24 protein-coding genes are annotated in these 25501 nt (G+C 65.1%); 12 read left to right on the forward strand and 12 right to left on the reverse strand.

The window, feature by feature from the left end; genetic code table 11:
- The first annotated feature begins 183 nt into the window (after positions 1-183).
- Complete coding sequence (locus PVA39_RS13115; RefSeq protein WP_274124423.1) at positions 184-1149, forward strand: DUF1853 family protein; 966 nt, start codon at positions 184-186, stop codon at positions 1147-1149.
- Here the strand turns inward: PVA39_RS13115 and PVA39_RS13120 are convergent.
- The 3 genes from PVA39_RS13120 to PVA39_RS13130 form a co-directional block, all read right to left on the reverse strand.
- Entirely contained in the window at positions 1138-2079 is a 942-nt protein-coding gene (locus PVA39_RS13120) for a 1-aminocyclopropane-1-carboxylate deaminase/D-cysteine desulfhydrase (RefSeq protein WP_274124424.1), read from the reverse strand. The two genes, PVA39_RS13115 and PVA39_RS13120, sit on opposite strands and share 12 nt — an antisense overlap.
- 29 nt (positions 2080-2108) lie before the next feature.
- The gene (locus PVA39_RS13125) at positions 2109-3395 is read right to left on the reverse strand and encodes a chromosome partitioning protein ParA (protein ID WP_274124425.1); all 1287 of its coding nucleotides are present in this window, start codon (positions 3393-3395) and stop codon (positions 2109-2111) included.
- Positions 3396-3791: 396 nt separating this feature from the next.
- The gene (locus PVA39_RS13130; protein WP_274124426.1) at positions 3792-5822 is read right to left on the reverse strand and encodes an NADPH-dependent 2,4-dienoyl-CoA reductase; all 2031 of its coding nucleotides are present in this window, start codon (positions 5820-5822) and stop codon (positions 3792-3794) included.
- Positions 5823-6019: 197 nt separating this feature from the next.
- Between PVA39_RS13130 and PVA39_RS13135 the strand changes: the two genes are divergently transcribed.
- The 9 genes from PVA39_RS13135 (at position 6020) to PVA39_RS13175 (ending at position 13387) form a co-directional block, all read left to right on the forward strand.
- A complete protein-coding gene (locus PVA39_RS13135) occupies positions 6020-7078 on the forward strand; it encodes an AraC family transcriptional regulator (RefSeq protein ID WP_274124427.1) in 1059 nt (352 codons plus the stop codon).
- Between the two features lie 190 nt (positions 7079-7268).
- Entirely contained in the window at positions 7269-8456 is a 1188-nt protein-coding gene (locus PVA39_RS13140; RefSeq protein WP_274124428.1) for a PepSY-associated TM helix domain-containing protein, read from the forward strand.
- Positions 8453-8998, forward strand: a complete 546-nt coding sequence (locus tag PVA39_RS13145) for a thiamine pyrophosphate-binding protein (protein WP_274124429.1) — start codon at positions 8453-8455, stop codon at positions 8996-8998. The genes PVA39_RS13140 and PVA39_RS13145 overlap by 4 nt, the downstream gene beginning before the upstream one ends.
- Complete coding sequence (locus PVA39_RS13150) at positions 8995-9321, forward strand: hypothetical protein (protein WP_274124430.1); 327 nt, start codon at positions 8995-8997, stop codon at positions 9319-9321. Before PVA39_RS13145 ends, PVA39_RS13150 begins: the two co-directional genes overlap by 4 nt.
- Positions 9318-9884, forward strand: a complete 567-nt coding sequence (locus PVA39_RS13155; RefSeq protein ID WP_274124431.1) for a DUF6162 family protein — start codon at positions 9318-9320, stop codon at positions 9882-9884. Before PVA39_RS13150 ends, PVA39_RS13155 begins: the two co-directional genes overlap by 4 nt.
- 35 nt (positions 9885-9919) lie before the next feature.
- Complete coding sequence (locus PVA39_RS13160) at positions 9920-10852, forward strand: metal ABC transporter substrate-binding protein (protein WP_274124432.1); 933 nt, start codon at positions 9920-9922, stop codon at positions 10850-10852.
- A complete protein-coding gene (locus PVA39_RS13165) occupies positions 10849-11604 on the forward strand; it encodes a metal ABC transporter ATP-binding protein (RefSeq protein ID WP_075930762.1) in 756 nt (251 codons plus the stop codon). The genes PVA39_RS13160 and PVA39_RS13165 overlap by 4 nt, the downstream gene beginning before the upstream one ends.
- Positions 11601-12503 carry a metal ABC transporter permease gene (locus PVA39_RS13170; RefSeq protein ID WP_274124433.1) on the forward strand — a complete coding sequence of 301 codons (903 nt, stop codon included), beginning with the start codon at positions 11601-11603 and terminating at the stop codon, positions 12501-12503. Before PVA39_RS13165 ends, PVA39_RS13170 begins: the two co-directional genes overlap by 4 nt.
- Entirely contained in the window at positions 12500-13387 is an 888-nt protein-coding gene (locus PVA39_RS13175) for a metal ABC transporter solute-binding protein, Zn/Mn family (protein ID WP_274124434.1), read from the forward strand. The genes PVA39_RS13170 and PVA39_RS13175 overlap by 4 nt, the downstream gene beginning before the upstream one ends.
- A gap of 397 nt (positions 13388-13784) precedes the next feature.
- On the opposite strand, the gene epsC is transcribed toward PVA39_RS13175, so the two are convergent.
- The 4 genes from epsC to PVA39_RS13195 all read right to left on the reverse strand — a co-directional run bounded on the left by epsC (position 13785) and on the right by PVA39_RS13195 (position 18425).
- On the reverse strand, positions 13785-14747 hold the full coding sequence (epsC, locus tag PVA39_RS13180; RefSeq protein WP_274124435.1) for a serine O-acetyltransferase EpsC: 963 nt from the start codon (positions 14745-14747) through the stop codon (positions 13785-13787).
- A 122-nt stretch (positions 14748-14869) separates the two neighbouring features.
- Entirely contained in the window at positions 14870-16945 is a 2076-nt protein-coding gene (gene treS / locus PVA39_RS13185; protein ID WP_443200964.1) for a maltose alpha-D-glucosyltransferase, read from the reverse strand.
- 104 nt (positions 16946-17049) lie between these two features.
- Positions 17050-17514, reverse strand: coding sequence for a c-type cytochrome (locus PVA39_RS13190; protein WP_274124436.1), 465 nt, complete (start codon positions 17512-17514; stop codon positions 17050-17052).
- Between the two features lie 23 nt (positions 17515-17537).
- Positions 17538-18425, reverse strand: coding sequence for an NAD(P)/FAD-dependent oxidoreductase (locus PVA39_RS13195; RefSeq protein ID WP_274124437.1), 888 nt, complete (start codon positions 18423-18425; stop codon positions 17538-17540).
- 144 nt (positions 18426-18569) lie between these two features.
- Between PVA39_RS13195 and PVA39_RS13200 the strand changes: the two genes are divergently transcribed.
- Positions 18570-19019: an Rrf2 family transcriptional regulator gene (locus tag PVA39_RS13200; protein ID WP_274124438.1), complete on the forward strand. Its 450-nt coding sequence runs from the start codon at positions 18570-18572 to the stop codon at positions 19017-19019.
- Positions 19020-19025: 6 nt separating this feature from the next.
- On the opposite strand, the gene PVA39_RS13205 is transcribed toward PVA39_RS13200, so the two are convergent.
- On the reverse strand, positions 19026-19427 hold the full coding sequence (locus PVA39_RS13205; protein ID WP_274124439.1) for a hypothetical protein: 402 nt from the start codon (positions 19425-19427) through the stop codon (positions 19026-19028).
- Positions 19428-19435: 8 nt separating this feature from the next.
- On the reverse strand, positions 19436-21007 hold the full coding sequence (locus PVA39_RS13210; RefSeq protein WP_274124440.1) for a methyl-accepting chemotaxis protein: 1572 nt from the start codon (positions 21005-21007) through the stop codon (positions 19436-19438).
- Positions 21008-21339: 332 nt separating this feature from the next.
- On the opposite strand from PVA39_RS13210, the gene pgm reads away from it, so the two are divergent.
- On the forward strand, positions 21340-23004 hold the full coding sequence (gene pgm / locus PVA39_RS13215) for a phosphoglucomutase (alpha-D-glucose-1,6-bisphosphate-dependent) (protein WP_192289705.1): 1665 nt from the start codon (positions 21340-21342) through the stop codon (positions 23002-23004).
- 284 nt (positions 23005-23288) lie between these two features.
- Here pgm and PVA39_RS13220 read toward each other — a convergent pair whose 3' ends face one another.
- The 3 genes from PVA39_RS13220 to pstB all read right to left on the reverse strand — a co-directional run bounded on the left by PVA39_RS13220 (position 23289) and on the right by pstB (position 25475).
- Positions 23289-23912, reverse strand: coding sequence for a hypothetical protein (locus PVA39_RS13220; protein WP_274124441.1), 624 nt, complete (start codon positions 23910-23912; stop codon positions 23289-23291).
- Positions 23912-24613, reverse strand: a complete 702-nt coding sequence (locus tag PVA39_RS13225) for a hypothetical protein (RefSeq protein ID WP_013790904.1) — start codon at positions 24611-24613, stop codon at positions 23912-23914. The genes PVA39_RS13220 and PVA39_RS13225 overlap by 1 nt, the downstream gene beginning before the upstream one ends.
- A gap of 100 nt (positions 24614-24713) precedes the next feature.
- Positions 24714-25475, reverse strand: coding sequence for a phosphate ABC transporter ATP-binding protein PstB (gene pstB, locus PVA39_RS13230; protein WP_218571915.1), 762 nt, complete (start codon positions 25473-25475; stop codon positions 24714-24716).
- Positions 25476-25501: the final 26 nt, after the last annotated feature.

Below are 25501 nucleotides of genomic sequence, written 5' to 3' on the forward strand. Positions count from 1 at the left end.
AAGGCCTGGGCGGCCCCACAAAACAGCCGAAAAAGCGGAGTGTACGAGTTGTACATGAGCATTACTCGCTTCGGGCCGCACTGAAGTACGTTAGCTGCGAGCAGCTTGTTGAGGCTGCTTTTAACGCAGCAATGGCAACGTAGGTAGTTTTTCAAGAGCTTGCCAAACGCCTATGCTGCAGCGATGAACCCTTTCACCGCGCTTGCCGACCTGCCCCGCCACCTCAGCGAACCTGCCGTGCGCGACCTGGCCTGGACGCTGCTTTCGCCGCCCCTGCTCGCCCATACGCCCTGGCCGCAGCGCCACCCGCTCATCGCCAGTAGCTGGGCAGCCGAGCCGGGCCTGCTGGCCGACTGGCTGCAGCGTCAGGATGAGTACCCGCAAGCACTGCACGAATGGCTGTCGCGCAGCTCGGTGCGACGCCTGGGGCTCTACTACGAGCGCCTGTGGCAGTTCGCCCTGCAGGCGGCGCCCGGTATCGAAGTGCTGGCGGCCAATCTGCCGATTCGTCAGGGCGGCCATACCCTGGGCGAGCTGGATCTGCTGCTGCGCGATGCCAGCGGCGTGCATCACGTCGAGCTGGCGATCAAGCTGTACCTGGGCCAGCCGCCGGGCGCGCTCGAACGCTGGATCGGCCCGGGCGGTCGTGATCGTCTGGATCTCAAGCTCGATCATCTGGCCACTCACCAGCTCCCCCTGTCGGCTTCGCCCGAAGCGCGGCAAACCTTGCATGCGCTAACCGACGCGCCGATCCAGGCCTCGATGTGGCTGGGCGGCTATCTGTTCTATCCCCACGGTCTGGATCATCCGCCGCCGCCCGGCGCCGAGCCCGCGCACCTGCGCGGGCGCTGGCTGCACCGTCGGCAATGGTCGGCGCTGCAGGCCGAGTACGCAGATGCCCGCTGGCAACCGCTGCCGCGCAGTGCCTGGCTGGCATCGGCTAAACTGCAGGCGACGCAGAGCTGGTCCGAGGCTCAGTTGCAGAGCTGGCTGCAAGCGCTGCCTGCGGACGCCGGCGCCCAGTTGCTGGTCGATCTGCAGCCTGATCGCAATGGCGAACTTGCCGAGCGCCAGCGCATCTTTCTGGTCGCCGATGACTGGCCCACCAGCGGCACCGAACCCGGTGGCGCTCCGCCTTCAGCGCGCTGAATCTGCCATGAGAGCGGCGCGACGGCCCTGCAGGCCGCCGGTGTGCACGAAGATCAAGCGCGTGCCTGCCCTGATGTCGCCTCGCCCAAGGGCGTCAAGCAAGGCCAGGAGCGCCTTGGCGGTATATAGCGGCTCCAGCGGAAAGCCGCTCTGCACCTCGCACTGCGCCATAAAGGCCAGCAACTCGGCATCCTGACGCGCGAAGCCGCCGCGGCAAGCGTCCAGCAACTGGTATCCGATGTCGTCGCGCCCCGCCTCGGTCAGTAGCGCACGCACCTGTTCGGGCACGCCATGGTCCAGCGGCACGGCCAGGGCGCCGTGCACGGTGCGCTCCCCGCCTTCGCCAATCACCAGCCCGGCCAGGGTGGTGCCGGTCCCCGCAGCCAGCCACCAGCCGTGATAGTCGTCCCAACCCAGCGCCGGCAATTGCGCAGCCACCATGCTGGGCAAATCCGCACAGCCCAGCGCACCGGGTAACCCTCCACCGCCCTCGGGCACCGGCATAAAGCCTGGATAGCGCGCCTGCCAGGGTTCCCAGAAATCGGCCCGATGCCGCTCGCGGTAGCCGCCATAGCCCAGCCAGTGCAGCTGCATGCCGAAGCGCTGCAAATCCTGAACGGTCGGAGTGTCCTGGGGGTGGCCGCGCAGCAGGCCGACCGTGGGGAACGAAAAGCGCTGCCCAGCGGCCGCCAGTGCATGCAGATGATTGGAGTGGGCACCGCCGAGACTGAGAATGCCGCCGGCGCCCTGCTCAGCGGCAAGGCGCAGATGGGGCGCGAGCTTGAACCACTTGTTGCCGCTGATCAGCGGATCGATCAGATCCAGACGAAGCACCGCCAGCTCGACGCCTGCCAGCCAGTCGAAATGCAAGCGCTGCAGCGGCGCCTGGGGATGCCAGGTGCTGATAGCAGAGAGTGGAATCGTGGTCATGAACAGGCGGCCCGGAAAAGGCCGCAAGTTTAGCCCACGGTGCGCAGCAGCGCGCTTTTGTGCAGCATGCAGCAGTTGGAGTCACCGGCGACAAAACGCCCGGGCGTCTCGACCCGTTCGAGGGCCGCGCCGCAACGCTCACCATTGCTTTGCAAACCTTCGCAGCGCGGGCGCTGGTAGTGCTCCAGCCACTGGCGATACTGGCTCTCCGGCACGAAACATTTGCTCGCGGCATAGGCCAGCGGGCTGGCCAGGTAGCGGTCGACATCCTGCAGCGGCACGGTCAGGTGCCCGGCGCCTGGGTGGAAGACCACGAACACCACGCCCTGGGCGGCCAGGCGCTCAAGCACCTGACTGGCGCCGCGATGGGCGGCTTCGTTCTCACGGCGGCGTGCTTGTTCCTCGGCAACGGCCTGGGTGGCCAGAATGCGGGCGCGCAGTTCCTCGTCGAACTGCTCACGCAGAATCTCCCGCTCGGTGCGCGCGTGACGCTCGGCGGCGCGCACCCGCACCGCCATCTCCTCGCGTTCGCTCTGCAGCACTTCCAGCTGCTCGGCCAACTGAGCCTTGAGGTTCTGATTGAGCCCTTCCTGCTGGCGCAACGCCTGGCGCAGTGCCTGCATCTGCCCCTGCAGCTCGGTCAATTGCGCTTCGCTGCGGGCGGTCACGCGGGCCAGCTCGGCCTGGTGTTCGGTGGCCAGGGCCGATAGCCGCTCGCGCTGCTGGCGAACCAGCTGCGCGGCCTTCTGGCGGTAATCGTGGGAGAGCCGCTCGGCCAGTTTTTCGGCCATGTCGCGGGCGGGATCGACGGCGTACCACTGATCCTCGGACGCCACCTGCAAGCGTTCCGGCGTCACGGCCGCGGCCTCCTCTTCCTGCAGCACAATGCCGAGGCTGTTGGCGCGTACCGTGTCGCGCAGGGTGGCCAGGTCGTTATTGCCGGGCACCAGGCTCGGGTCCCAGAGGTGCATCTGGTGCCAGGACACCGGGCACTGGCTGCGGCAGGCCAGACGGATTGGCCCGCCACCCAAGTCAGGGCCACGCCCGGCACGCTCGGCCATTTGCTGCAGAGGAATGTTCCAGCCGGCGTCAGGTGCGCCGTGTTCGTCAAAATCCAGATAGAAGAACACTGCCGAGCGAATCTGCAGGCGACCGCTGATCACCACGTAGACCGCGCGCACCTGCTCGTCGGCCAGGGTCGGCATCTTCACCAGGCCATCGAGCAGGGTCTCGAACTCGGTGTAGAACATCTGCTTGCCGATGCTGCCGTCCGGGGCGAAGAACATCACGGCCTCGATCAGTTGCGGCTTGCTCATCGATGTTCTCCACAGCTAATGACGGTTTCGGGCCGCCGCAATAGAGCGGCAGCCAGGCAAGTCTAGGCGAGAACCTGTGACAGGCTGTGTGACCCGGTTGGCAGTCACTCGGCCACAGGACGAACGGTACGACCGAAGTGTGACCGGTTCGGTGGAGATCGGCCGAAAGTGCAAATTAGAGCCTGTTCACGATCGTTCGGCTCGGCTGCAGCGCTTTGACTGCAAAGTGGTGGGGACGACCGATGTGCGGAATACTTTCGTAGGAGCGGCTTTAGCCGCGAGCTCTTTGCGCACACCAATATAGCTCGGGGCTAAAGCCCCTCCTACATGCTCACCGACCGTTTCGGCCTTGCAGCAGCCTCTTTAATGTCGCCCACCAAGACCGCAAACAGGTTCCTAGAGCTCCGCCGCCAACCGCGACCCTTGGTTGATCGCGCGTTTGGCATCCAGCTCGGCAGCCACGTCGGCGCCGCCGATCAAGTGCACGGACTGGCCAGCCGCGACCAGCGCGTCCTGCAGTTCACGCAGCGGCTCCTGGCCGGCGCAGAGAATCACCGTATCTACCGGCAACACCTGGGGCTCACCTTCGCCGACGCGGATATGCAGGCCCTGGTCGTCGATCTGCAGGTACTCGACGGCGTTGATCATCTGTACCTGCTTGTTCTTCAGGCCCGCGCGGTGGATCCAGCCGGTGGTCTTGCCCAGGCCGTCGCCGACCTTGCTTTTCTTGCGTTGCAACAGGAACACCTGGCGTGCCGCCGGCTCGACCTGCGGCTGCACGCCGGCGACGCCGCCGCGGGCTTCAAGGGCGAGGTCGATGCCCCACTCCTTCCAGAACGCTTCGCGATCCAGGCTGGTCGCAGGCCCTGCGTGGGTGATGAATTCGCTAACGTCGAAGCCGATGCCACCGGCACCGATCACCGCAACGCGCGGGCCAACCGGCTTGCGCCCCAGGATGGCGTCCAGGTAACTGATCACCTTGGCATGCTCGACACCCGGAATCGCCGGTGTGCGCGGCACGATGCCGGTGGCCAGGAGAATCTCGTCAAAGCCGCCGGCGATCAGCTCGCTTGCACTCACCCGGGTATTGAGGCGCACATCGACGCCGGTGGTTTCCAGCTTGCGCTTGAAGTAGCGCAGGGTCTCGAAGAACTCTTCCTTGCCCGGAATGCGCTTGGCGACGTTGAACTGCCCGCCAATTTCGACCGCAGCATCGAACAAGGTCACGCTATGGCCACGCTCGGCGGCCACGGTGGCAGCGGCAAGCCCGGCAGGCCCGGCGCCGACCACGGCGATCTTTTTCACCGCCGTGGTGGGAATGTAGTTGATTTCGGTTTCATGGCAGGCGCGCGGGTTGACCAGGCAGGTGGTCAGCTTGCCGCCGAAGGTATGGTCCAGGCATGCCTGGTTGCAGCCGATGCAGGTATTGATCTCGTCGGCGCGGCCTGCGGCGGCCTTGTTGACGAACTCGGGGTCGGCCAGGAACGGCCGCGCCATGGACACCATGTCGGCATCGCCTTCGGCCAGCACCTGCTCGGCCACTTCCGGGGTGTTGATGCGGTTGGTGGTGCACAGCGGGATGTTCACTTCACCCTTGAGCTTGGCGGTGACCTTGGTGAACGCGGCGCGCGGCACCTTGGTGGCGATGGTCGGGATGCGCGCCTCGTGCCAGCCGATGCCGGTGTTGATGAGGGTGGCGCCGGCCGTCTCGATGGCCTTGGCCAGGGTCACGATCTCGTCCCAGGTGCTGCCGCCCTCGACAAGGTCGAGCATCGACAGGCGATAGATGATGATGAAGTCGCGGCCGACCGCTTCGCGCACCCGGCGCACGATCTCCACCGGCAGGCGCATGCGGTTGGCGTAACTGCCGCCCCAGCGATCGGTGCGCTGGTTGGTGTGGGCGACCAGGAACTGATTGATGAAGTAGCCTTCGGAACCCATGATCTCGACGCCGTCATAGCCGGCCTGCTGGGCCAGCGACGAGCAATTGACGAAGTCGGCGATCTGTTTCTCGATGCCCGCCTCGTCCAACTCCTGAGGCTTGAACGGGTTGATCGGCGCCTGGATGGCGCTCGGCGCCACCTGTTTGGGGCTATACGCATAGCGCCCGGCGTGCAGGATCTGCATGCAGATCAGCCCGCCCTCCTTATGCACCGCCTCGGTGACGATGCGATGCTTGTCGGCTTCCTCAGGCGTGCTCAGCTTGGCCGCGCCAGCGTATACGCCGCCCTCCTCGTTCGGCGCGATGCCGCCGGTGACCATCAGGCCGACGCCGCCGCGGGCGCGCTCGGCGAAATACGCCGCCATACGCTCGAAACCACCCGGTTTCTCTTCCAAGCCAGTGTGCATGGAACCCATCAGGGTGCGGTTCTTCAAGGTCACGAAGCCCAGATCCAGGGGTGCGAGCAGGTGCGGGTAGGCAGTCATGGTGTCAGTCCATCGGCGTCGGTCACGGAATTGCCGCAGCCTGCGCGGGCAGCGGTCGTATGGCATAGACGATAGTGAAGCAGACACACCCACTCAATGATCTTAAATGACAAATCAATGATCACGAGTGACAGCACAGCTGGCGCGTTACCAATCGCCAAGCTACGCTGGCGAACCTATTCACATGGCACGCGCCGATGAAACCTGTCGCAGTCCGCCTGGGCGATCTCTCCATTGGCTATTTGCACAGCCTGGCCGATGCCGTCGAGCACTTGGGCCACGCCGCCCAGCCACTGCTCGAGCATTACGGATTCGATGCCGCGCGCCTGGCCGAACCACGGGCGCGACTGTCAATTCCGCGCTACATGCACCTGGGCCACGCCGCCACCGTGCTGACCGGTGAGCCGGCTCTGGGCCTGGTGATGGGCCGCTTCGCCTACCTGCATCGCCTGGGCCTGGCCGGTATCGCGGCCACCCAGGCACCCACCTTGCGCGAGGCTGCCCGCACCTTGATCCGTTTCGAGGCGCTCTACGCCTCGAACTACCGCGGCCGCTCCAGCCTGGCTGAAGACAGCAGCGGCGCCTGGCTGCGCTTCCACTCCATCGGTCCTTACAACGCCTACAACCGCTTTGTGGTCGATTCGGTACTGGCTACCTGGCTGCGACAGCTGGGCGCCCTAGCCGGCACATCGCTGACCGCCCAGGCACTGCAGATAGAATTTGCAGCGCCTGATTACGCCGAGCGCTATGCCCTGGAGTTCGGCTGCGCTCCGGTCTTCGAAGCCGACTTCAATGGCCTGCGCCTCGACCAGCAGGCGCTCAATCTGCGCAATCCCCTGTATTGCCCCGGCACATGGAATGAATTGTTACAACTTTGCGAGCTGGAGCTGCAGAGGCTGACTCGCCCGCAAAACATGCGTGATCGGGTCATTCAACTACTCGGCCCGCGCCTGCATGGGCGTGAGCCGGACATGGCCGATATCGCCCGCCAATTGCAGCTGCCGAGCTGGACGTTACGCCGTCGGCTGGGCGAAGAAGGCACCCGCTTCAGCACCATCGTCAACGAGACGCGCCGCGATCTGGCGGTCGCCTACGTACGTGACACCGAGCTGAGTTTCGGCGAGATCGCCTACCTGCTCGGCTTCGCCTCCGCAGAGGCGTTTCAGCGCGCCTTCAAGCGCTGGCTCAAGCACCCGCCCGGAGAAATGCGCCGCACCCTGCGGCGGAGCAACAGCGTATCTGAATCTATAAAATAACTATTTTCATTTGCGGCTGCGGGTTTTAGGCTTCTCATCCGTCCTAGTAGATAACTGATCCAAGCGTGCCCGCCGCGGCGAGCGCCTCATCGGTTTGCTCATCTCGCTGGCTGATAAGCCGGCGAGGTTTCGCTCGTACCTAAATCGCGCCCCGTGCAACGCCCGAGGCGCTCAGACAAGACTGATATTCATGTCCAAGAAGTCGCGTTCAAAAATCTGGTTCCTGGTGCACAGCTGGCTCGCCCTGCCGATCTGGTTCTTCGTGCTGATCGTCTGCGTCACCGGCACCCTGGCGGTGGTCAGCCAGGAAATCGTCTGGTTGGCCAACCCCGACGTACGCGCCAGCAAGCCCTCCGACGATGCCGAGCTGCTGACCTTTGGCCAGGTGCTGGCCGAGATCAAGAAGGCCGAGCCGGATCTGGTGGTGCAGTCCATCACCCGCCCGGACGAATCGCACTTCGCCCTCACCGCGCGGGTCAGCTACCCGGACGGCAGCAATCCGACCATCTACGTCAACCCCTACACCGGCGCCATCCAGGGCGTCAGCCCGGAGTTCGACTTCCGCCAGTTCACCCGCGCTCTGCACGGCTGGTGGTTGGTGCCCTTCACCAACGGTTTCAGCTGGGGCTGGTACCTGGTGTCGATGATGGGCATCCCGATGCTGCTGTCGTTGATCACCGGCCTCGTGGTCTACAAGAAATTCTGGAAGGGCTTCTTCAAACCGCGCCTGCGCTTCAACCAGGGTGCACGGATCTTCTGGGGCGACTTCCACCGCCTGAGCGGCATCTGGTCGATCTGGTTCATCGCCGTGGTGTCGATCACCGGCATCTGGTTCCTGATCCAGGCGATCCTGTTCGACAATCAGATTTCCATCTCCACCGAAGGCGTGCCCGCCGTGGTCGCCCGCGAGGACGTGCCCATCGTGCGGCCCGGCGAGCCGATCCCGATGCTCGACGTGGACGAAGCCGCGCGCATCGCCATCGGCAAGGTGCCGAGCCTGGACGTCAGCTTCACCCGCCTGCCCAGCAACGCCTACGACCACATCTCCGTGGGCGGGCGCGGCTGGTACCCGCTGATGATGCAGAGCGCCTCGATCAACCCCTACACCGGCGAAGTGGCGCAGCAGCGCCTGCTCGAGGATCGCTCCAAGCTGGAGTTCGTCACCGAATCCATGCGCCCGCTGCACACCGGCGATTTCGGCGGCCTGTGGGTGAAGATGATCTGGTTCTTCTTCGGCCTGGTGCTCAGCATGATGGTGCTCAGCGGCCTGCTGATCTGGACCAAGCGTACCGCCCAGGCCACCGCCAAGGTGATCAAGCGCCCGGCGCGGGTGCGTGAGCTGCAAACCGCAAGCGACAACGGGGAGGTTCAGGCATGAGCAAGGCCATGGCAGCACAACCCGCCTCGCCGCTGAGCCGCTTCTGGCACAAGTGGCGCTTCCACATCAACATCCTGCTGGTGCTCATTCCACTGGGCTTCATGCCTCGCTATTTCCACGACGTGGCACTGTTTCGCGGCACCAGCGGCCTGGGCGAGCGCACGGTCGGCGAAGTACCGGTCGGGCCCTGGTCGATCACCCTGGCCGAATTTCGCGCCGCGCCACCGGAGCTCGACGGCCCGGCCGGCTACATGAAGACCTTCACCGGTGCGCTGTGCAAGGAATGCAGCAGCCAGGTCAAGGCCACCTACCTGCGCATCGGCAAGCCCCGCAGCCTGCGCGCCGCCGGCGGCATCTTCTTCGGCAGCGCCTACCGCATGGGCGCCACCGTGCCGTTACCGCCACGCACCAAGCCCGACGCCGAGCTGTGGATCACCATGGAGGGCTGGGACGGCTCCGTGCACCAGGCCGCCGTACCGCTCGAACAGGCATCCCCATCCACCGTCGCGTGGCTGCAGAAACAACAAGGAGGCAAACCATGATCAAGCCCAACGTACTGCGCAGCGTCGCAAGTATCGCCCTGCTGTCGGTCAGCGGCCTGGCGATGGCCCACAACCCGATGTGCCAGTGCGAGGAAGTCGATGCCGAGAACATCCGCTGCACCGGCGGTTTCTCCGATGGCAGCGGTGCTGCCGGCGTGACCCTGGATGTGATCGGCTATGACGAGAGCATCCTGGTGCCCGGCAAACTGGCCGACGACTCGACCCTGACCTTCAAGAAACCCGAAGGCGAGTTCTACGTGCTGTTCGACGCCGGCCCTGGCCATATCGTCGAAATCGACCACACGGAAATCGAGGCTCCATGACGGTTCAGGTCGTAAGGCCGGCCGGCGCCGGCCATGAAACCCTCTACGTGCTCGTCCTGTGTCTGGTCATCGTGCTGGTGGCGGGCTCGGTGGTCGCCTGGCATGGCGAAACGGACAGCGAAACCGCCATCGCCAGCCACCAGATCGATGCCCGCCGCGACCTGACTGCCGCCGAACAGGGCATCTATGCCGACCTGCGCGTGGCCGCCGACGAAATCCGCATTCGCCGCGACGAAGAGCAGACCCTGCTGAGCCCCGCCGAGCTGGCCGACGAAGGCTTCCCGCCGTTCGTGAACGATGCCAGCGCCACCAGCCGCGGCAGCCACGGGTGGAAATTGCTGCCCGGTGACGAGGCCGCCTACTTCGGTGCCAGCCAGGCGCTGGACGTCGCTGGTTCGCTGCTCATGCGCCTCGACGCCGAGGGTAAGCAGGCCGACGTGTGGCTCAACCGCAACACCGCCAGCGCGCCCGCCAGCCTCGACGCGCCGGCCCTGATCGCTGCCGGCTGGCAGCAGATCGCCTCCCAGTACGACGCGGGTGTGACCCGGCAACATCGCCACTGACACCTCCGACTCATCCGACAGAAGACCGCCCGCCCATGCCCATTTCCCGCCTTTTCCGCGCACGCCACCTGCTGTTACGCCTGAGCATCGGCGCGACCGCCCTGCTGCTGCTCGGCGCTGCCAGCGCGGCCGATGCCAAGCTGCGCATCGGCATCACCCTGCACCCCTACTACAGCTACGTGAGCAACATCGTCGGCGACAAGGCCGAGGTGGTGCCGCTGATTCCGGCCGGCTTCAACCCCCACGCCTACGAGCCGCGGGCCGAGGACATCAAGCGTATCGGCTCGCTGGACGTGGTGGTGCTCAACGGCGTGGGCCATGACGACTTCGCCGACCGCATGATCGCCGCCAGCGAGAAGCCGGATATCGAAGTGATCGAGGCCAATGCCAACGTGCCGCTGCTGGCCGCCACCGGCATCGCCGCCCGTGGCGCCGGCAAGGTGGTCAACCCGCATACCTTCCTGTCGATCAGCGCCTCCATCGCCCAGGTCAACAATATCGCCCGCGAACTCGGCAAGCTCGACCCGGACAACGCCAAGACCTACACCCAGAATGCCCGCGCCTATGGCAAGCGCCTGCGCAAGCTGCGCGCCGATGCCCTCGCCCAGCTCACCGAAGCGCCAAACGCCGACCTGCGCGTGGCCACCGTGCATGCGGCCTACGATTACCTGCTGCGCGAGTTCGGCCTGGAAGTCACCGCGGTGGTGGAGCCGGCCCACGGCATCGAGCCGAGCCCGAGCCAGTTGAAGAAGACCATCGACCAGTTGCGCGAGCTGGACGTCAAGGTGATCTTCTCCGAGCTGGACTTCCCGTCCACCTACGTCGACACCATCCAGCGCGAGTCCGGTGTGAAACTCTACCCGCTGTCGCACATTTCCTACGGCGAATACAGCGCCGAGAAGTACGAGAAGGAAATGGCCAACAACATGAACACCGTGGTGCGCGCCATCCAGGACGCCGGCCAATGACCGCAGCCGAGAACCTGAGCGTGGCGGCCATCGGCCCGACGCTCGACTTCCAGCAGGTCAGCCTGGTGCTGGGGCGCACGCAGATCCTCGACAACGTCAGCTTCCAGGTGCGCCCGGGCAGCGTGCATGCCCTGGTCGGCCCCAACGGTGGCGGCAAGAGTTCGCTGATCAAGACCCTGCTCGGCCAGATGCCCCACCAGGGCACGCTCAGCCTGGCCTGGCAGGGCGAGGTCGGCACCATCGGCTACGTGCCCCAGGCGCTGGAGTTCGACCGCGGCCTGCCGATGACCGTCGACGACTTCATGGCTGCCATGTGCCAGCGCCGACCGGCCTTTCTCGGCCTGTCGAAGCATTACGCCAAAGCGATTGACGACGCCCTGGCCCGCGTCGGCATGCTGGAGAAGCGCAAGCGGCGCATGGGCGCACTGTCCGGCGGTGAGCGCCAGCGCGTGCTGCTCGCCCAGGGGTTGATTCCCGCGCCGCAGTTGCTGGTGCTCGACGAGCCGATGTCGGCCCTCGACGAAGCCGGGATCCAGGTGTTCGAGCGCCTGCTCGGCGACTGGCGCCGCGCTGGCATGACCGTGCTGTGGATCGAGCACGACCTGGAGGCGGTCAAGCGCCTGGCCGATCGCGTCACCGGCCTGAGCCGCCGCGTGCTGTTCGATGCGCCGCCAGGTGAAGCCCTGACCCCCGAGCGCCTGCTCAGTCTGTTCTCCACCCATGCCCGCACCGTGGAGGCCGCCCAGCCATGATCGACTATGAACAGCTGCGTCTGTTGATCCAGGGCTGGGCCTCGGCCGGCTACCTGCCCGCCGCGCTGGCCTATGGTTTCGTGGTCAACGCCCTGCTCGCCGGCCTGCTGATCGGCCCGGTACTGGGTGGCCTGGGCACCCTGGTGGTGGTCAAGCGCTTCGCCTTCTTCTCCGAGGCGGTAGGTCACGCCGCGCTGACCGGCGTGGCCATCGGCATCCTGCTCGGCGAGCCCTACACCGGCCCCTACGGCGCGTTGTTCGGCTACGCGCTGTTGTTCGGCATCCTGCTCAACTACCTGCGCAACCGCACGGGCCTGGCGCCGGATACGCTGATCGGCGTGTTCCTGTCGGTGTCCCTGGCCATGGGTGCCAGCCTGCTGCTGGTGCTGGCCGGGCGCATCAACGTGCACATTCTGGAAAACGTGCTGTTCGGCTCGGTGCTCACCGTCAACGGCACCGACCTGCTGGTGCTGCTGGTGGTCGGGGGCCTGGTCATGGGCCTGGCGCTGCCGCTGTACAACCGCATCATGCTGGCCAGCTTCAACCCGCAGCTGGCCGCAGTGCGCGGCGTTGCCGTGAAGACTCTGGATTACCTGTTCGTGATCCTGGTGACGCTGATCACCGTGGCCGCGGTCAAGGTCATCGGCGCCATTCTGGTCGGCGCCCTGCTGGTGATTCCAGCCGCCGCCGCACGCCTGCTCAGCCAGTCGCTGAAAGGCTTCTTCTGGCTCTCGGTGCTGATCGCCACCGTCAGCACGCTGCTCGGCATCCTGTTGCCCATCGTGCTGGATCTGCCGATCCCCTCCGGCGCAGCGATCATCATGATCGCCGGTATCGCCTTCGCCCTCGCCGCCATAGCGCGCGGCATCGTACCAAGCTTGAAAGGGAACCTGGGATGACCCATCGACTCCATCAACTGGGCCTTGCCCTGCTCCTCAGCCTGCCGGGCCTCGCCCTCGCCAAGGACGTGACCGTGCTGGTTTCGCAGCCAATCACCTTTGGCCTGGCCAGTGATCTGCTCGACGGCACCCAGGTGCACATCGAGCGCGCCGCGCCGGCCAATCTGCCGGCCAGCCGCCAGGTATCGTACTTCGCCGGGCGTGGCGCCGCTGCGCTGCAGAAGGTCGCCGTCGATGCCGACGCGGCCATCGCCCTGCGCTCACTGTGGTCCGAAGACCCGCTCTACCCCATGGCCCGGCGCAGCAACATCCGTATCGTCGAGATCGACGCCGCCCGCCCGGTGGACGGCGCCCTGCCAGGCATCGCCACCCAGGCCGAAAGCGCCGGTGACAACGACCTGGCCAGTTACCCGTGGCTGGCGATCAACAACATGGGGCGCATGGCCGACGTGATGGCTGCCGACCTGGTACGCCTGGCGCCGGACGCCAAGGGCAAGGTCGAGCAGAACCTGGCGGCACTCAAGCAGCGTCTGCTCAAGCTCAACGCCCACAGCGAGCGCGAGTTGGCCAAGGCCGACAACCTGTCGGTGTACAGCCTCAGCGATCGTCTGGACTACCTGATCAGCGGCCTCAACCTGGATCTGGTCAGCAGCGACAGCCGCGATGACCGCGAGTGGGACGCCGAGGCCCTGAAAGCCCTGACCGGCGCCCTGAAAGCCGATGACGTGACCCTGGTGCTGACCCACCGCAACCCGCCCAAGGCGGTGGCTGATGCAGTGCAGGCCGCCGGCGTGCCGCTGCTGGTGCTGGCAACCGACAGCGACGACCCGGTGGCCGAGCTGGAAGGCAATGTCGATGCGCTGGTCAAGGCGCTGAGCCAGTAAGGGGCACCTCTAAAAACTACCTGCGTTGTCATCGCCGCGTTGAAAGCAGACTCAAAATGCTCATTTACAACTCGTAAACTCCGCTTTTTCGTCTGCTTTCGCCTTGCGCTGACTGCCTCGCCTACGTTTTTAGAGGCGCCCTAGGGGGTTGCCGCTGTAACGAAAAAGGCCCGATGCATGTGCATCGGGCCTTTTGTTTTGATCGTGGTCAGGGCTCGCCCCCAACTTTTCAGCGAGCCTAGAGCTCGGTGGCGTCTTCGGCAAACTCGGGCACGTCCTGTTCCAGGGCACGGGACTCGAGCAGCTCTTCCTGATAATCGTCCATCGCTTTCTCCTTTCTCTCTCTTCGGTCTCGTACCGATTCTAGTGGATCCCCGTGACCTTCCTGTGACAGGGATCAGCAACCGCTGCGTTCAGCGCTCGCCTGGGACACATTACTCCCAGGCTCGACACTGCGCGTCAACCAGACGTTACCGCCGATGACAGAGCCCTTGCCGATGGTGATGCGCCCCAGGATGGTCGCGCCGGCGTAGATCACCACATCGTCCTCGACGATCGGGTGACGCGGCTGGCCCTTGTGCAACTGGCCGCTCTCGTCGCTGGTGAAGCGCTTGGCGCCCAGAGTCACGGCCTGGTAGATACGCACGTGGTTGCCGATGATCGCCGTCTCGCCAATCACCACGCCGGTGCCGTGATCGATGAAGAAGCTGTGGCCGATCTGCGCACCCGGATGGATGTCGATACCGGTGGCGCCGTGGGCGGTCTCCGCCGCGATGCGCGCCAGCAACGGCAGCCCTGCGCGGTACAGATGATGCGCCAGGCGGTGATAGATCACGGCCAGCACGCCGGGGTAGCACAGCAGCACTTCGTCGACGCTGCGCGCCGCCGGGTCGCCGTTATAGGCGGCCACCACATCCTGATCGAGCAAGCGGCGCAGCGCCGGCAATGCGGCGGCAAAATCACGCACGTTGGCGACCGCCTGGCCATCCACGTCATCGCCGAACTCACCGCGCTGGCGCGCCGCGTAACGCAACTCCATGCGCACCTGGGTCACCAGGGCATTGAGTGCGCGGTCCAGAGTATGACCGACGTAATAATCCTCGCTTTCCTCGCGCAACTCCGTAGGCCCCAGGCGCATCGGGAACAGCGCTCCACAGAGGCCCGTCAAGATTGCCGCCATGGCCTGGCGCGATGGCAGCTCGCGGCCCCCCAACTCGGGGTGACGGCCCGAGCGGTTGCGCCATTCGGCACGCGCCGCGCGCAGGCCGGCCACGGTCTGTTCCAGGTCCCAGTTGACGGGACGGGAGCAGTAATCAACCTCGGCGCCATCGTCATTGCGGATGGCAAACTCGCCGTTCATCGACACCTCAACTCGACAGGTGGCCGGCGCCAACGGCCGGCCAGAACACGGACAATACGGCGCACCCGCAGGTGCGCTCAACTACTCGCAGGTTATGAGCTTAGTGCGCAAAGGCATATCGCTCAGCCGTCCAGAGGCGCGATACCCGGCGCCATGCTGGCGATACGCAGCGCCAGCCCCTCATAGGGCTCGAGCTGGATGTGCAACTCGCCATCGGCGGACAGATCGCCCATCAACCGTTCGTGGATGATGTCCACCACCGGGCCCGGCTCGACGTGCTCCAGCGTAATCACCTCGCTGAGCGGCTCGGCGCCGAAATTCAGCGCCGTGACCTGGATGCCGCGCCCGGCCGGCAGCTCGTGCACCATGATCAGCAGCGCCGGATGCTCGGTGACCGGCACGGCGATCTGTCGGCTGGAGGCGACACCGTGGGAGCGCCGCGCCGCGAACAGCCGGCGCGCCTGGGAGGCGAACGACTGCGGGTCCTGCAACTGCTCGCTGAGGCTGCCGTACAGCTGGCGTGAACGCGGCAGACCTTCGGCGGACAGCAGCGCTTCGGGGTCGAGGTCGACCAGGTCGTAGCCACCGCGGTTGATCCAGCGCGTGTCGCCATCGGCGATCAGCTCGGCCACCTGCTCGGCCTCCAGCGGCAAGGCGCCGACCAGATCCCAGCCCGACAGCGCCACCACGCCCGGCTGCATGGCGTTGAACATCAGCAGCAACAGGTGCACGCGGCGGATCTGCTCGATGTCGGCGTCGGTAATGGCGTTCAGGTCACGGATGCCCAGCGCCGCGGTGATGATGCTCACCGTGGTGCAGGCCACGCCATTGGTGACGAACTTCAGGTTGTAAGGCGCGTGGTCGCCGGTCAGGCGCTCGTACATCTCGCCGCGAATATGCTCGCGCAGGATGCTGCCCGGCAGGCTCTGGCCACGGAACACGTAGGTGTCGTTGGCATGCAGCGTCCAGAAATGCACCAGTTCCAGGGTCAGTTCGTCGTGGTTCTGCAGGGCGTGGATCAGCGACGCCGGGTCGATGCCGAAATCGTGCATCTGCTGCAGCATCAGGCGCAGGAACTCGACTTCCCCCGTCAGCAAGGCGTGCTGGTAGGCCGGCCGGGTGATGAAGTCGTAGGACAGATCCGCACCGCCCTGGGACATCGACGCGATGTCATCCAAGGTAAGGTTCAGCTCCTGGAAACTGAAGGCGCCGGCCTTGCGAATCATCCCGGCGAGCAACTGGTTGCCGGTCAGCGACAGCGGGTGGCTCTCCGACCAGGCATTGCCCTGGCTACGCCGCTCGACGCCAAGGAAGCCGTTGGCATCCAGACGCAGCACCCGCGAGCCGATCACGTCGATGGCGTGCAGCGACTCACCGGTGACCAGTTGCTGGGCGGCAAAGGTCGGGTCCAGCCAGTTCAGCGACGGCTGGCCTTCCTTGAAGTAATGCAGGTACACCCAACGCCGCACCTTGCCATCGACGCCGGTGATCTCGCCGGTGGCGCTCCAGTCGGTTTCCTTGACGCCCGGCTCGAAGAAGATCACCCGCTGCAACTGGCCGACGATGTAGTGCTTGTCGCGCAGCGCATCGACGGCGGCCGGCGACAGGTTCACCGAATCGCGGCCTTCGGGCAGCGGCGGCAGCAGCTCCCAGTCGGCCTCGGCGATTTCCACCATGTGGTAGAGGCCGGGATAGTCGCCATAAGCCATTTCCGCCAGGCGGAAGTCCGCGCCCTTGCCGGTGTGCGACGGGATCGAGTCATCGATGGTCACGGCGTTGTGGGCCGCAGCCACGCGGCTCAGGTGCACCAGCTCTTCCTCGCTGCCGAAGCGCGGGTCGATCTCCAGGCTGATGCGGTCGAAATTGCCGTCGACGGTGGGCGTGTACTCGCGCCCCTGCAAACCACCCGAACGGCGCAGCGGCCCAGTGTGGATGCCCTGAACGCCAAGTTCGGAGAGTGCCGCCCACAAGCGCTCGTCGCCGAGCGCCTGCAGTACCGAGCCATCGGGCGACGTGATGATCGAGGCGGGATAGACCGCCAGCCACACCGAGGCTACCGCGGTGACGCTGCGCGGCCGGGCCAGTGCATAGGGTTGCTGCCACAAGCGGGCCTGGCCCGAATACAGGCGCATGCGTTGGCGGGCGGTGTGCAGCATGGACTGCTCGACCAGCCAGTTGATCTGTTGTTCATCTGCCATAGCGATCCCGGGGTGCGAAAGGGAGGATCGCGAACGGCCAGGCCGTCCGCTGGTTCAATTTCAGAGCCAGCTGCCGGGCCTTCGTTCAGATTGATTGCTGCCGCTCAGTGATCCTGCTGAGCCTTCAGATATAGCAGCAGGCCATCGATCTTGTCCTGATCGCCAATGCCCCAGAAGCGCATCTTGTTGCCGGGCACCACGCTGTCGGAATCCTTGATGAAGGCGCTCAGGGTGTCGTGATCCCACACCACGTCCGCCTGCTGCATGGCAGGCGAATACTTGTAGTCCTGGGTGGCGCCAGCGTGGCGGCCGAAAATCCCGTTGAGCTGTGGCCCGAAGGCCGCCCGCGCGCCCGGCCCGACGTTGTGGCAGTTGCCACAGACGCGCTTGAACAGTGCCTCGCCGGCAGCGATGTCGGCTTCGGCCAGGGCCGTCTGGGTGAACAGCGCGCTCGCCACGATGAGCAAGCCGTGACGCAGGAGGCGCCGGCCCGGCAGGTGAGTCAGTAGAGAAACGGTCATTGGCACGCAGAAGGTCGATGCGAAGAAGCCGCCAGTATGCACCAGCACCCGCACCGATTCATTGATCTGCGCTAGCGAAAGATCAGCGACTGATGCGCCCCCGCCCCTGCCCGTGCACCAGTGCCCACGGCAAGCGCTACGGAACCGGCAGCCAATGCTGCATCGCCGCAGGCGAATACGCCCGGCACGCTGGTTTCCTGAGTTTCCGAGGTTTGCAGGTAGAGTCCCATCGGCCCTTCCAGCAGCGCGCAGCCCAGCTGGGTGGCCAGCGGATTGTTCTGGTGCGTACGCGGCATCACGAACAATCCGTCCAGTGCCACGCGGCGGCCGTCAGTCAAGTTGAGGTCCACGCGCTCGCCGCTGATCGATTGCACGCGGTCCGGCTCGACCACCACGCCGCGGCGCGCCAGCTGCTGCAGTTGCTCGGCATCGGGCACGAATGCACCGTTGAGAAAGAACGTGGTGCTGCCCCAGTCCGGCAGCATCATGGCGTGGTGAATCGACATGGGCGACACGGCCAGCACGCCGATGCGGCCCTGATCCAGCTCGTAGCCATGGCAATACGGGCAATGAAACACATGACGGCCCCAGCGCTCGGCCAACCCGTCGATGGCGGGCAGCTCGTCGCGCACGCCTCCGGCCAGGATCAGTCGCCGGGTGGCATGGGCCTGACCACCGCGCAGCCTGACCACGAAACCGTCGCCCTCGCGCTGCGCCTCGGCGGCTTCTCCGACCTGCCAGGTGACGCTGGGGTAATCCATCAACTCGGCTCGCCCGTCGGCGGCGATGTCGTCGGGCGCCCGCCCATCCTGGCCGAGAAAACCGTGGGAATGGCTGGCAAAGCGGTTGCGCCGCACGCCGGCGTCGATCACCAGCACGCGGCGTCGGGCGCGGGCCAACTGCAGGCCGGCGGACAAGCCGGCATAGCTGCCACCGACGATGATTGCGTCATAACTCATGGCGTTGCTCCTCCATGCGCGACTCGGGAGAAGACCGAGCCATCATGCAACACCATAAGTTACATACAATCGGAGGGTCAACCTCTCGTAACTTCATTCATTACGAATCATACTCTGCACGACTGCCTCCACCTCGAGACGCCCATGAGAAACGACACCCGGCTGTCCCGCATGCTGCACGTGCTGATCCATATGGACCGCCACGCGCAGCGAACCACCTCGGAGACCATCGCGCGCATGCTGGAAACCAACCCGGTGGTGGTACGGCGCACCATGGGCCTGCTGCGCGACCAGGGCTACGTGACCTCGGACAAGGGTCACAACGGCGGCTGGTCGCTGGCCAGGCCGCTGGCCGAGATCACCTTGCTGGACATCCACCAGGCGCTGGGCTCGCAGTCGATCTTCAGCATCGGCCTGGCGACCGATAACCCTACCTGCCTGGTCGAACAGGCCGTCAACCAGGCCCTTGGTCAGGCGTTCGACGAGGCCCAGGCGCTGCTCCTAAAGCGGCTGGCGTCGATCAGCGTGGCCTCGCTGGCAGAAGATTTCGACGCGCGTTACCAGGCCCTCGGGCAGCCCTGCAAGAACCTGTAGACGAGCTCAAAGATCGCGGAACAGGTCATGGGCGTTGAGCAGTGCGTAGGCGATTTCCGGGCGGCGCTCCAGACCGCGGCGGATGGCGGCCGGGATCGCCTGGCGGGTCTTGCGGCAAAGACCAGGAAAGTTGCGCACCTCGATGGCGATGCCGCGCATGCTGCGCACTTCGTTGAAGCCCGGTGCCACGTCGACGCGAATGCCCAGCTGCTCGAACATGCGCTGCTGCATGCGTTCGAGGTCTTCCAGGTTGGCGAGATTTTCCAGGCGCTCGAGCAGGCGCTTTTCCTCGGCCTTGGTCAGCAGCAGGATGCGCCGATCCGCCTCGGGCTGTTCCAGCAACTGCTCGCGCTCGCAGTCGCAAGCGCCCGGTGGGCAGGGATGACGGATTGGCAGGGAGGCATTCATGGCCTGCATCATAGCCACGCCGGCGGGGGGGGGGGGGGGGGGGGGGGGGGGGGGGGGGGGGGGGGGGGGGGGGGGGGGGGGGGCGCCACCTCGCGGGCCACATGGGCCTGCTGCTCCGAAGCCGTGGCGATCTGCAGGTTGCGCTCGTTGATCATACCGATGGAATCGACGATCTGCCCCAGGGCGACGCGCGCCTCGTCGGCCACTTGCAGGGTGTTGGTGGCCTCCTGACTGCTGCCGCGCATTGCCTGCACGGCCTTCTCGGTGCCGGCCTGGATCGCCGCGATCATCTGCTCGATCTCCTGGGTCGAGGCCGAGGTTCGGTGGGCCAGCCCGCGTACCTCGTCGGCCACCACGGCGAAACCGCGGCCATGGTCACCGGCACGGGCAGCCTCGATGGCAGCGTTGAGGGCCAGCAGGTTGGTCTGCTCGGCGACGTTGCGGATCACGTCGAGCACCTTGCTGATATCGCGCGCCTGATCGGCCAGGCCTTGCACCTGATCGGAGGCCTCCATCACGTTACCGGACAGATTGCGGATTGCCGCTACGGTGCGGGCCACATGCTGGTTGCCGGCATTGGCCGAAACCGTCGACTCGCGGGACGCATCGGAGGCGCCGCTGGCGTTGCGTGACACTTCATCGACAGCCGAGCTCATCTGCGTTACCGCCGTGGCGGCCTGGTCGATTTCGGCGTTCTGGCTCTGCAGGTTGCGAGTGCTTTCCTCGGTGACCGACGCCATTTCCTCGGCAGCAGCGGCCAGCTGAGTGGACGACTCGCTGATCTGACGGATCGCATCATTGAGGTTCTTCTGCATGGTTGCCTGGGCGGCCAGCAGGCGCGAGGCTTCGTCCTTACCGCTGACCAGCACGGCGCGGGTCAGGTCGCCGGACGCGATGGTCTCGGCGCTCTGCAGCGCTTCCCTGATTGGCGCGGCGATGGAGCGGGTCAGCAGGGTCGCCAGCAGCACGGTCAGCAGCACCGCGATACCGATGGTGATCAGTACGCCGTTACGGCCATGGTCGAAGATGGTGCTGGCATTGAGGCCCGCCTGCTTGGCGCCCTGCATGTTGTAGGCGGTCAGCTCGTCGAGCTGGCTCTGTAGCGAATTGCCGTCGTCACGCACCTTGCCGTTGGCCAGTTCAAGCGCCTGGGGCAGCTGCTTCTGGTGCAGAAACTGGACGATCTGCTGCTGCCCGTCGAGGTAGGCCTGAGCACTGGCGCTGATGCGGTTGAACATGGCGCGCTCGGCCTCGGTGGACACCATGTGGCGATCGTACTGACCGAGCACCTGCTGCAGGGCGCCGCGGTATTGCTGGGCGACGCTTTCGTCAATGGCCTGGCCGGTGTTTTCTACCACGGCGAGCATGCGCAAGGTCTCCAGGCGGATATTGAGCAGATCTTTCTGCATTTCGCCGGAGGCCTGGCTGCTGACCATCCAGTTGGTTTCGATGTCCTGCTCGGCGTCGTAGAGATCGGCGAGTTTGAACAGTGAGAAGATGCCCAGCGCCATTACCAGCAGAGTAATGAGCGCGAAGCACAGAGCAGCACGGGGGGCGATATTGAGGCTACGAAGATTCATGGTGGCACCATATAGGGAACGTTTTACCAACCACTCCCTGTTGGCCCAGCACACACTTTCTATGTTCTGGCAGACACGGCCGAACAATATCAAACAGCCATCATCTTGTGCGTTAAATAAATCTATCGCCCACCCACAACAGCCTGCATAACTGCAATCGATCCTGACCAGCTGGCCAATAACTGGGTACTGGCGCTTTGCCGTGCAATCTTTATCATCCGCGACGCGAGTATGGGGAACTCCAGCCCACCGCCCTGGTGTCGAACCCGAGTCCGATGCCAGGCGTGCCGCCACAGCCGCCCGGCCCTTTTACCCCGTCAAAGGAACGATTGATGAGCATCCACAGCACCGCGGGCCAACTTCCCGACGAGCACAGCCTGGTCAACCTGCCTCGCCTGGTGGCGCGCTACTACAGCGAACGCCCGGACCCGAGCGACCCCGCTCAGCAGGTGGCCTTCGGCACCTCTGGCCACCGCGGTTCGTCGCTGAAGAACAGCTTCAACGAATGGCACATCCTCGCTGTTACCCAGGCAATCTGCGATTACCGCCGCGGCCAGGGTATCGACGGCCCACTGTACATCGGCATGGACACCCACGCGCTGTCCGAGCCCGCTTTCGTTTCCGCCCTGGAAGTGCTGGCCGCCAACCGCATCGAAACCCGCATCGATGCCGGCTGCAGCGAAACCGCCGGCGAGCCGGGCTACACCCCTACCCCGGCGATCTCCAAGGCGATCCTCGATTACAACAAGGGCCGCAGCAGCGGCCTGGCCGACGGCATCGTCATCACCCCGTCGCACAACCCGCCGGCCGATGGCGGCTTCAAGTACAACGCCACCAATGGCGGCCCGGCCGACACGGGCGTGACCAAGTGGATCCAGGAGCGCGCCAACGAACTGCTGGTGGCCGGCCTCAAGGGCGTGCAACGCATCGACTACGCCAGCGCCCTGAAAGCCCCGACCACCCAGCGCCACGACTTCATCGAACAGTACGTCGGCGATCTGGAGCAGGTGCTCGACATGCAGGCAATTCGCGGCTCGGGCCTGAAATTCGCGGTCGACCCGCTCGGCGGCGCCGGCGTGCATTACTGGACGCGCATCGCCGAGCGCTTCGGCCTGCCGCTGGAGGTGCTGTCGACCCGTATCGACCCGACCTTCCGCTTCATGCGCGTCGACTGGGACGGCAAGATCCGCATGGACTGCAGTTCGCCCCACGCCATGGCCGGGCTGATCGAGAACAAGGACCGCTTCGACGTGTCCTTCGCCTGCGACACCGACCACGACCGCCACGGCATCGTCGCCCGCTCCGTGGGGTTGCTCAATCCCAACCATTACCTGGCCGTGGCCATCGAGTACCTGTTCACCCACCGTCCGCAGTGGGCCGCCCAGGCTGCCATCGGCAAGACCCTGGTGTCCTCCTCGATGATCGACCGCGTGGCCAAGGGCATCAGCCGCGACGTGGTGGAAGTGCCGGTGGGCTTCAAGTGGTTCGTCGACGGCCTGATCGAAGGCCGTTTCGGTTTTGGCGGTGAAGAGTCCGCCGGCGCCTCGTTCCTGCGCAAGGACGGCAGCGCCTGGTCCACCGACAAGGACGGCATCATCCTCGGCCTGCTGGCGGCGGAAATCACCGCGGTGACCGGCAAGGACCCGGGCGAGCGTTACCAGGCGCTGACCGAGCGTTTCGGTGCGCCGGTCTATCAGCGTATCGACGCCCCGGCGGACCGTGAACAGAAAGCGCGCCTGAGCAAGCTGTCGGCGTCCCAGGTGACCGCCAGCGAGTTGGCCGGCCAGCCGATCACCGCGATTCTCACCGAGGCGCCCGGCAACGGTGCGGCCATCGGCGGACTCAAGGTCGTGACCGACAATGGCTGGTTCGCCGCCCGCCCGTCCGGCACCGAAGACGTTTACAAGATCTACGCGGAAAGCTTCGAGGGCGACGCGCACCTCAAGCGTATCCAGAGTGAGGCCAAGGCGCTGGTCGACAGCGTGCTGGCCGGCTGAGCAGTAGCCCAAACAAAACGCCCGGCTGATGCCGGGCGTTTTGTTTAAGAGCCTGTTCATGATCTTTCAGCCCAGGCTCGTCGACTTTGGCAGCGAAGTGGCGGGAGCGGCCGCTCCTCTATCCCGTGGGAACGGGCGGGGACGCCCAATCCATGCCCGTGATTTTTTCGCGGGCATGGCCCGCTCCCACAATGTATCAGTGACGGCTGCTTCTCCCTTGTAGTTGCCGCTTCATGCGCATAAGGATCGTGAGCAGGTTCTAACTCGCTTCAGCGGGCCTGGACTCAGGATGAATACACCTGCCCCACCTTGACCCGGCGCACGGCCTGCTGTCGGCTCATCTGCCGCTGCACCTGCGCCACCGCGCCCAGCACCTGCTGCGCCCACTGCTGGTCATCGGGGCGCACCACCACCACGCGAAAACCATGGTGCTGGCCTTCTATCTGCACGCCTTCGGAGTCATCGACATGCAGGTCGATATCGAAGGCCGATGGCAGTTTCGAGGGCGCGTGGGACAACCCGCGCGCCGTCAGTGCATGCTTGTGGCGCACGCTGTTCACCACGCCATCGACGTGAATGCCGTGGAGCATCAGCCAACGCCGTATGTATGCAGGCGTGCGCCCTGAGGAGGTGTAGATCCACACGCTGCAGTTCTGCCGACGCAGCTCGCGAATCAGCGAGCGGGTGCCGATGCGCAGCGGCTCGCCGAGCCAGCGATGGACGAACGCCGGCAACCTGCTCGGCTCGGCATCGCTGTGCAGGGCCTGGCAGGCCAGGGTGTCGTCGATATCGAAGGAAATACGCAGGCGCTGGCGCTTGAACGAAGCCAGCGGCACCAGAGCTTTGAAGCTCTGCAAAGTCGGCAGATCAGTGAGGTGAGACAGGCGAGCTGCAAAACGCTTGTTCATTACGCCTCCCACCGCTGCTCGGCAGCGAGCTTCTTCTCGCTGAGGAAGAATTTCTTGCGCTCGGGCGACTGGTCTTCCAGAAAGGCGGCGTATTTCTTCTTGATCTTGGGCAGTTCGTACAAGGCCTTGACCCCGTGCTTGGCGGAGTTGCGGATCACCGACGAGGGGTTGAAGTAGCCCTCGGCATTTTTCAGGGTCAGCACGAAAGGCGGTTGACCATCGCGCATCAGCAGGTAGCTGACGATCAGCGAGCCGGTGCGATTGTTGCCCTCGATGAACAGCTGCGGCTTGCTGAGAATCCGCACATAGACGCCGGCGGCACGCTTCCAGACCGACTCGCTGCGGTGTGCGCAATACCAGTTGAACACGTCTTTGATCCCGCCTTCGATGTTGTTGAAGAAGTGCGCTTCAGTCGCCGCCAGGTGCTGGGCGAACTCCTGCCGATGTGCCGCGTTCTGCCCGCAGAGCACGGTGGCATTGAGCTCCAGCATCAGGTTCAGATTCTGCAACTCGAACAGATCGATACCGCGGGCGACATAATCGTCAATCAGCGCGTAGCCCTCAAGCACGTTTTCCAGCACTTCGTCGGTCAGCGGATCACGGGGCTCGGTGAAGTGCCGGCTGAGCTCGGCGAAGCGGCTCTGCACCTCACGCAGGGCGTGCTCCACAGCAGGTAAATCAAGGCGACGCTTGGCAGGCATTGGCATTCCTGAAAAAAGTCTTGAAACGGTAAAACGGCCGGATACCCGTTCGAGCCTTTCGGGCTCGTGCTGGCATGCGGCCTGCAACGATTGGCGGCGCTTAGCTGAACTTGCCGCTGATGTAGTCCTCGGTCATCTTCTCTTTCGGGCTGCCGAAGATCTGCTCCGTCGCGCCCATCTCGACCAGGTAACCGGTGCGGGTACCCTGGGAGATATCCACCGAGAAGAACGCCGTGGTGTCGGCCACCCGGATGGCCTGCTGCATGTTGTGGGTCACCAGGGCGATGGTGTAATCCTTCTTCAGCTCGACCATCAGTTCCTCGACCCGGCGCGTGGCGATCGGGTCGAGCGCCGAGCAGGGTTCGTCGAGCAGCAATACTTCCGGCTCGGTGGCGATGGCGCGGGCGATGCACAGGCGCTGCTGCTGGCCGCCGGACAGCGACAGGCCGCTGACCTTGAGCTTGTCCTTGACCTCATCCCACAGCGCTGCGCCTTGCAGGGCGTGTTTGACGCGATCACCCAGGTCGCCCTTGTAGCGGTTGAGGCGCAGGCCGAAGGCGACGTTGTCGAAGATGCTCATCGAGAACGGGTTGGGCTGCTGGAACACCATGCCGATGTAGCGGCGCACCACCACCGGATCGACGCCCTTGCCGTAGACGTCCTGGCCGAGGAAGTGCACGTGGCCCTCGAAGCGGAAGCCTTTGACCAGGTCGTTCATGCGGTTGAGGCTGCGCAGCACGGTGCTCTTGCCGCAACCGGACGGGCCGATGAAGCCGGTGATCTTGTTCTTCTCGATCGGCACATGGCTGTCGCGCACGGCCAGGAAGTTGCCGTAGAAAATCTTGTCCAGCTTGCAGTCCATGACCACGGGTGCGTGGGTTTCGGACG

Origin of the sequence: Pseudomonas sp. CNPSo 3701 (assembly GCF_028674975.1) — a bacterium.
GTDB classification, from domain to species: Bacteria; Pseudomonadota; Gammaproteobacteria; order Pseudomonadales; family Pseudomonadaceae; genus Aquipseudomonas; species Aquipseudomonas straminea.

Bases quoted from the DNA above. Each gene is read 5' to 3' on its own strand.
- PVA39_RS13160 (WP_274124432.1), top strand. From the start codon at position 9,920: ATGCCCATTTCCCGCCTTTTCCGCGCACGCCACCTGCTGTTACGCCTG.
- PVA39_RS13225 (WP_013790904.1), bottom strand. From the start codon at position 24,613: ATGCCTGCCAAGCGTCGCCTTGATTTACCTGCTGTGGAGCACGCCCTG.
- pstB (WP_218571915.1), bottom strand. From the start codon at position 25,475: ATGGACTGCAAGCTGGACAAGATTTTCTACGGCAACTTCCTGGCCGTG.
- PVA39_RS13155 (WP_274124431.1), top strand. From the start codon at position 9,318: ATGACGGTTCAGGTCGTAAGGCCGGCCGGCGCCGGCCATGAAACCCTC.
- PVA39_RS13125 (WP_274124425.1), bottom strand. From the start codon at position 3,395: ATGAGCAAGCCGCAACTGATCGAGGCCGTGATGTTCTTCGCCCCGGAC.
- PVA39_RS13210 (WP_274124440.1), bottom strand. From the start codon at position 21,007: ATGAATCTTCGTAGCCTCAATATCGCCCCCCGTGCTGCTCTGTGCTTC.
- pgm (WP_192289705.1), top strand. From the start codon at position 21,340: ATGAGCATCCACAGCACCGCGGGCCAACTTCCCGACGAGCACAGCCTG.
- PVA39_RS13200 (WP_274124438.1), top strand. From the start codon at position 18,570: ATGAGAAACGACACCCGGCTGTCCCGCATGCTGCACGTGCTGATCCAT.
- PVA39_RS13140 (WP_274124428.1), top strand. From the start codon at position 7,269: ATGTCCAAGAAGTCGCGTTCAAAAATCTGGTTCCTGGTGCACAGCTGG.
- PVA39_RS13145 (WP_274124429.1), top strand. From the start codon at position 8,453: ATGAGCAAGGCCATGGCAGCACAACCCGCCTCGCCGCTGAGCCGCTTC.
- PVA39_RS13205 (WP_274124439.1), bottom strand. From the start codon at position 19,427: ATGAATGCCTCCCTGCCAATCCGTCATCCCTGCCCACCGGGCGCTTGC.
- PVA39_RS13135 (WP_274124427.1), top strand. From the start codon at position 6,020: ATGAAACCTGTCGCAGTCCGCCTGGGCGATCTCTCCATTGGCTATTTG.
- PVA39_RS13115 (WP_274124423.1), top strand. From the start codon at position 184: ATGAACCCTTTCACCGCGCTTGCCGACCTGCCCCGCCACCTCAGCGAA.
- PVA39_RS13175 (WP_274124434.1), top strand. From the start codon at position 12,500: ATGACCCATCGACTCCATCAACTGGGCCTTGCCCTGCTCCTCAGCCTG.
- PVA39_RS13195 (WP_274124437.1), bottom strand. From the start codon at position 18,425: ATGAGTTATGACGCAATCATCGTCGGTGGCAGCTATGCCGGCTTGTCC.
- PVA39_RS13220 (WP_274124441.1), bottom strand. From the start codon at position 23,912: ATGAACAAGCGTTTTGCAGCTCGCCTGTCTCACCTCACTGATCTGCCG.
- epsC (WP_274124435.1), bottom strand. From the start codon at position 14,747: ATGAACGGCGAGTTTGCCATCCGCAATGACGATGGCGCCGAGGTTGAT.
- PVA39_RS13170 (WP_274124433.1), top strand. From the start codon at position 11,601: ATGATCGACTATGAACAGCTGCGTCTGTTGATCCAGGGCTGGGCCTCG.
- PVA39_RS13120 (WP_274124424.1), bottom strand. From the start codon at position 2,079: ATGACCACGATTCCACTCTCTGCTATCAGCACCTGGCATCCCCAGGCG.
- PVA39_RS13150 (WP_274124430.1), top strand. From the start codon at position 8,995: ATGATCAAGCCCAACGTACTGCGCAGCGTCGCAAGTATCGCCCTGCTG.
- PVA39_RS13130 (WP_274124426.1), bottom strand. From the start codon at position 5,822: ATGACTGCCTACCCGCACCTGCTCGCACCCCTGGATCTGGGCTTCGTG.
- treS (WP_443200964.1), bottom strand. From the start codon at position 16,945: ATGGCAGATGAACAACAGATCAACTGGCTGGTCGAGCAGTCCATGCTG.
- PVA39_RS13165 (WP_075930762.1), top strand. From the start codon at position 10,849: ATGACCGCAGCCGAGAACCTGAGCGTGGCGGCCATCGGCCCGACGCTC.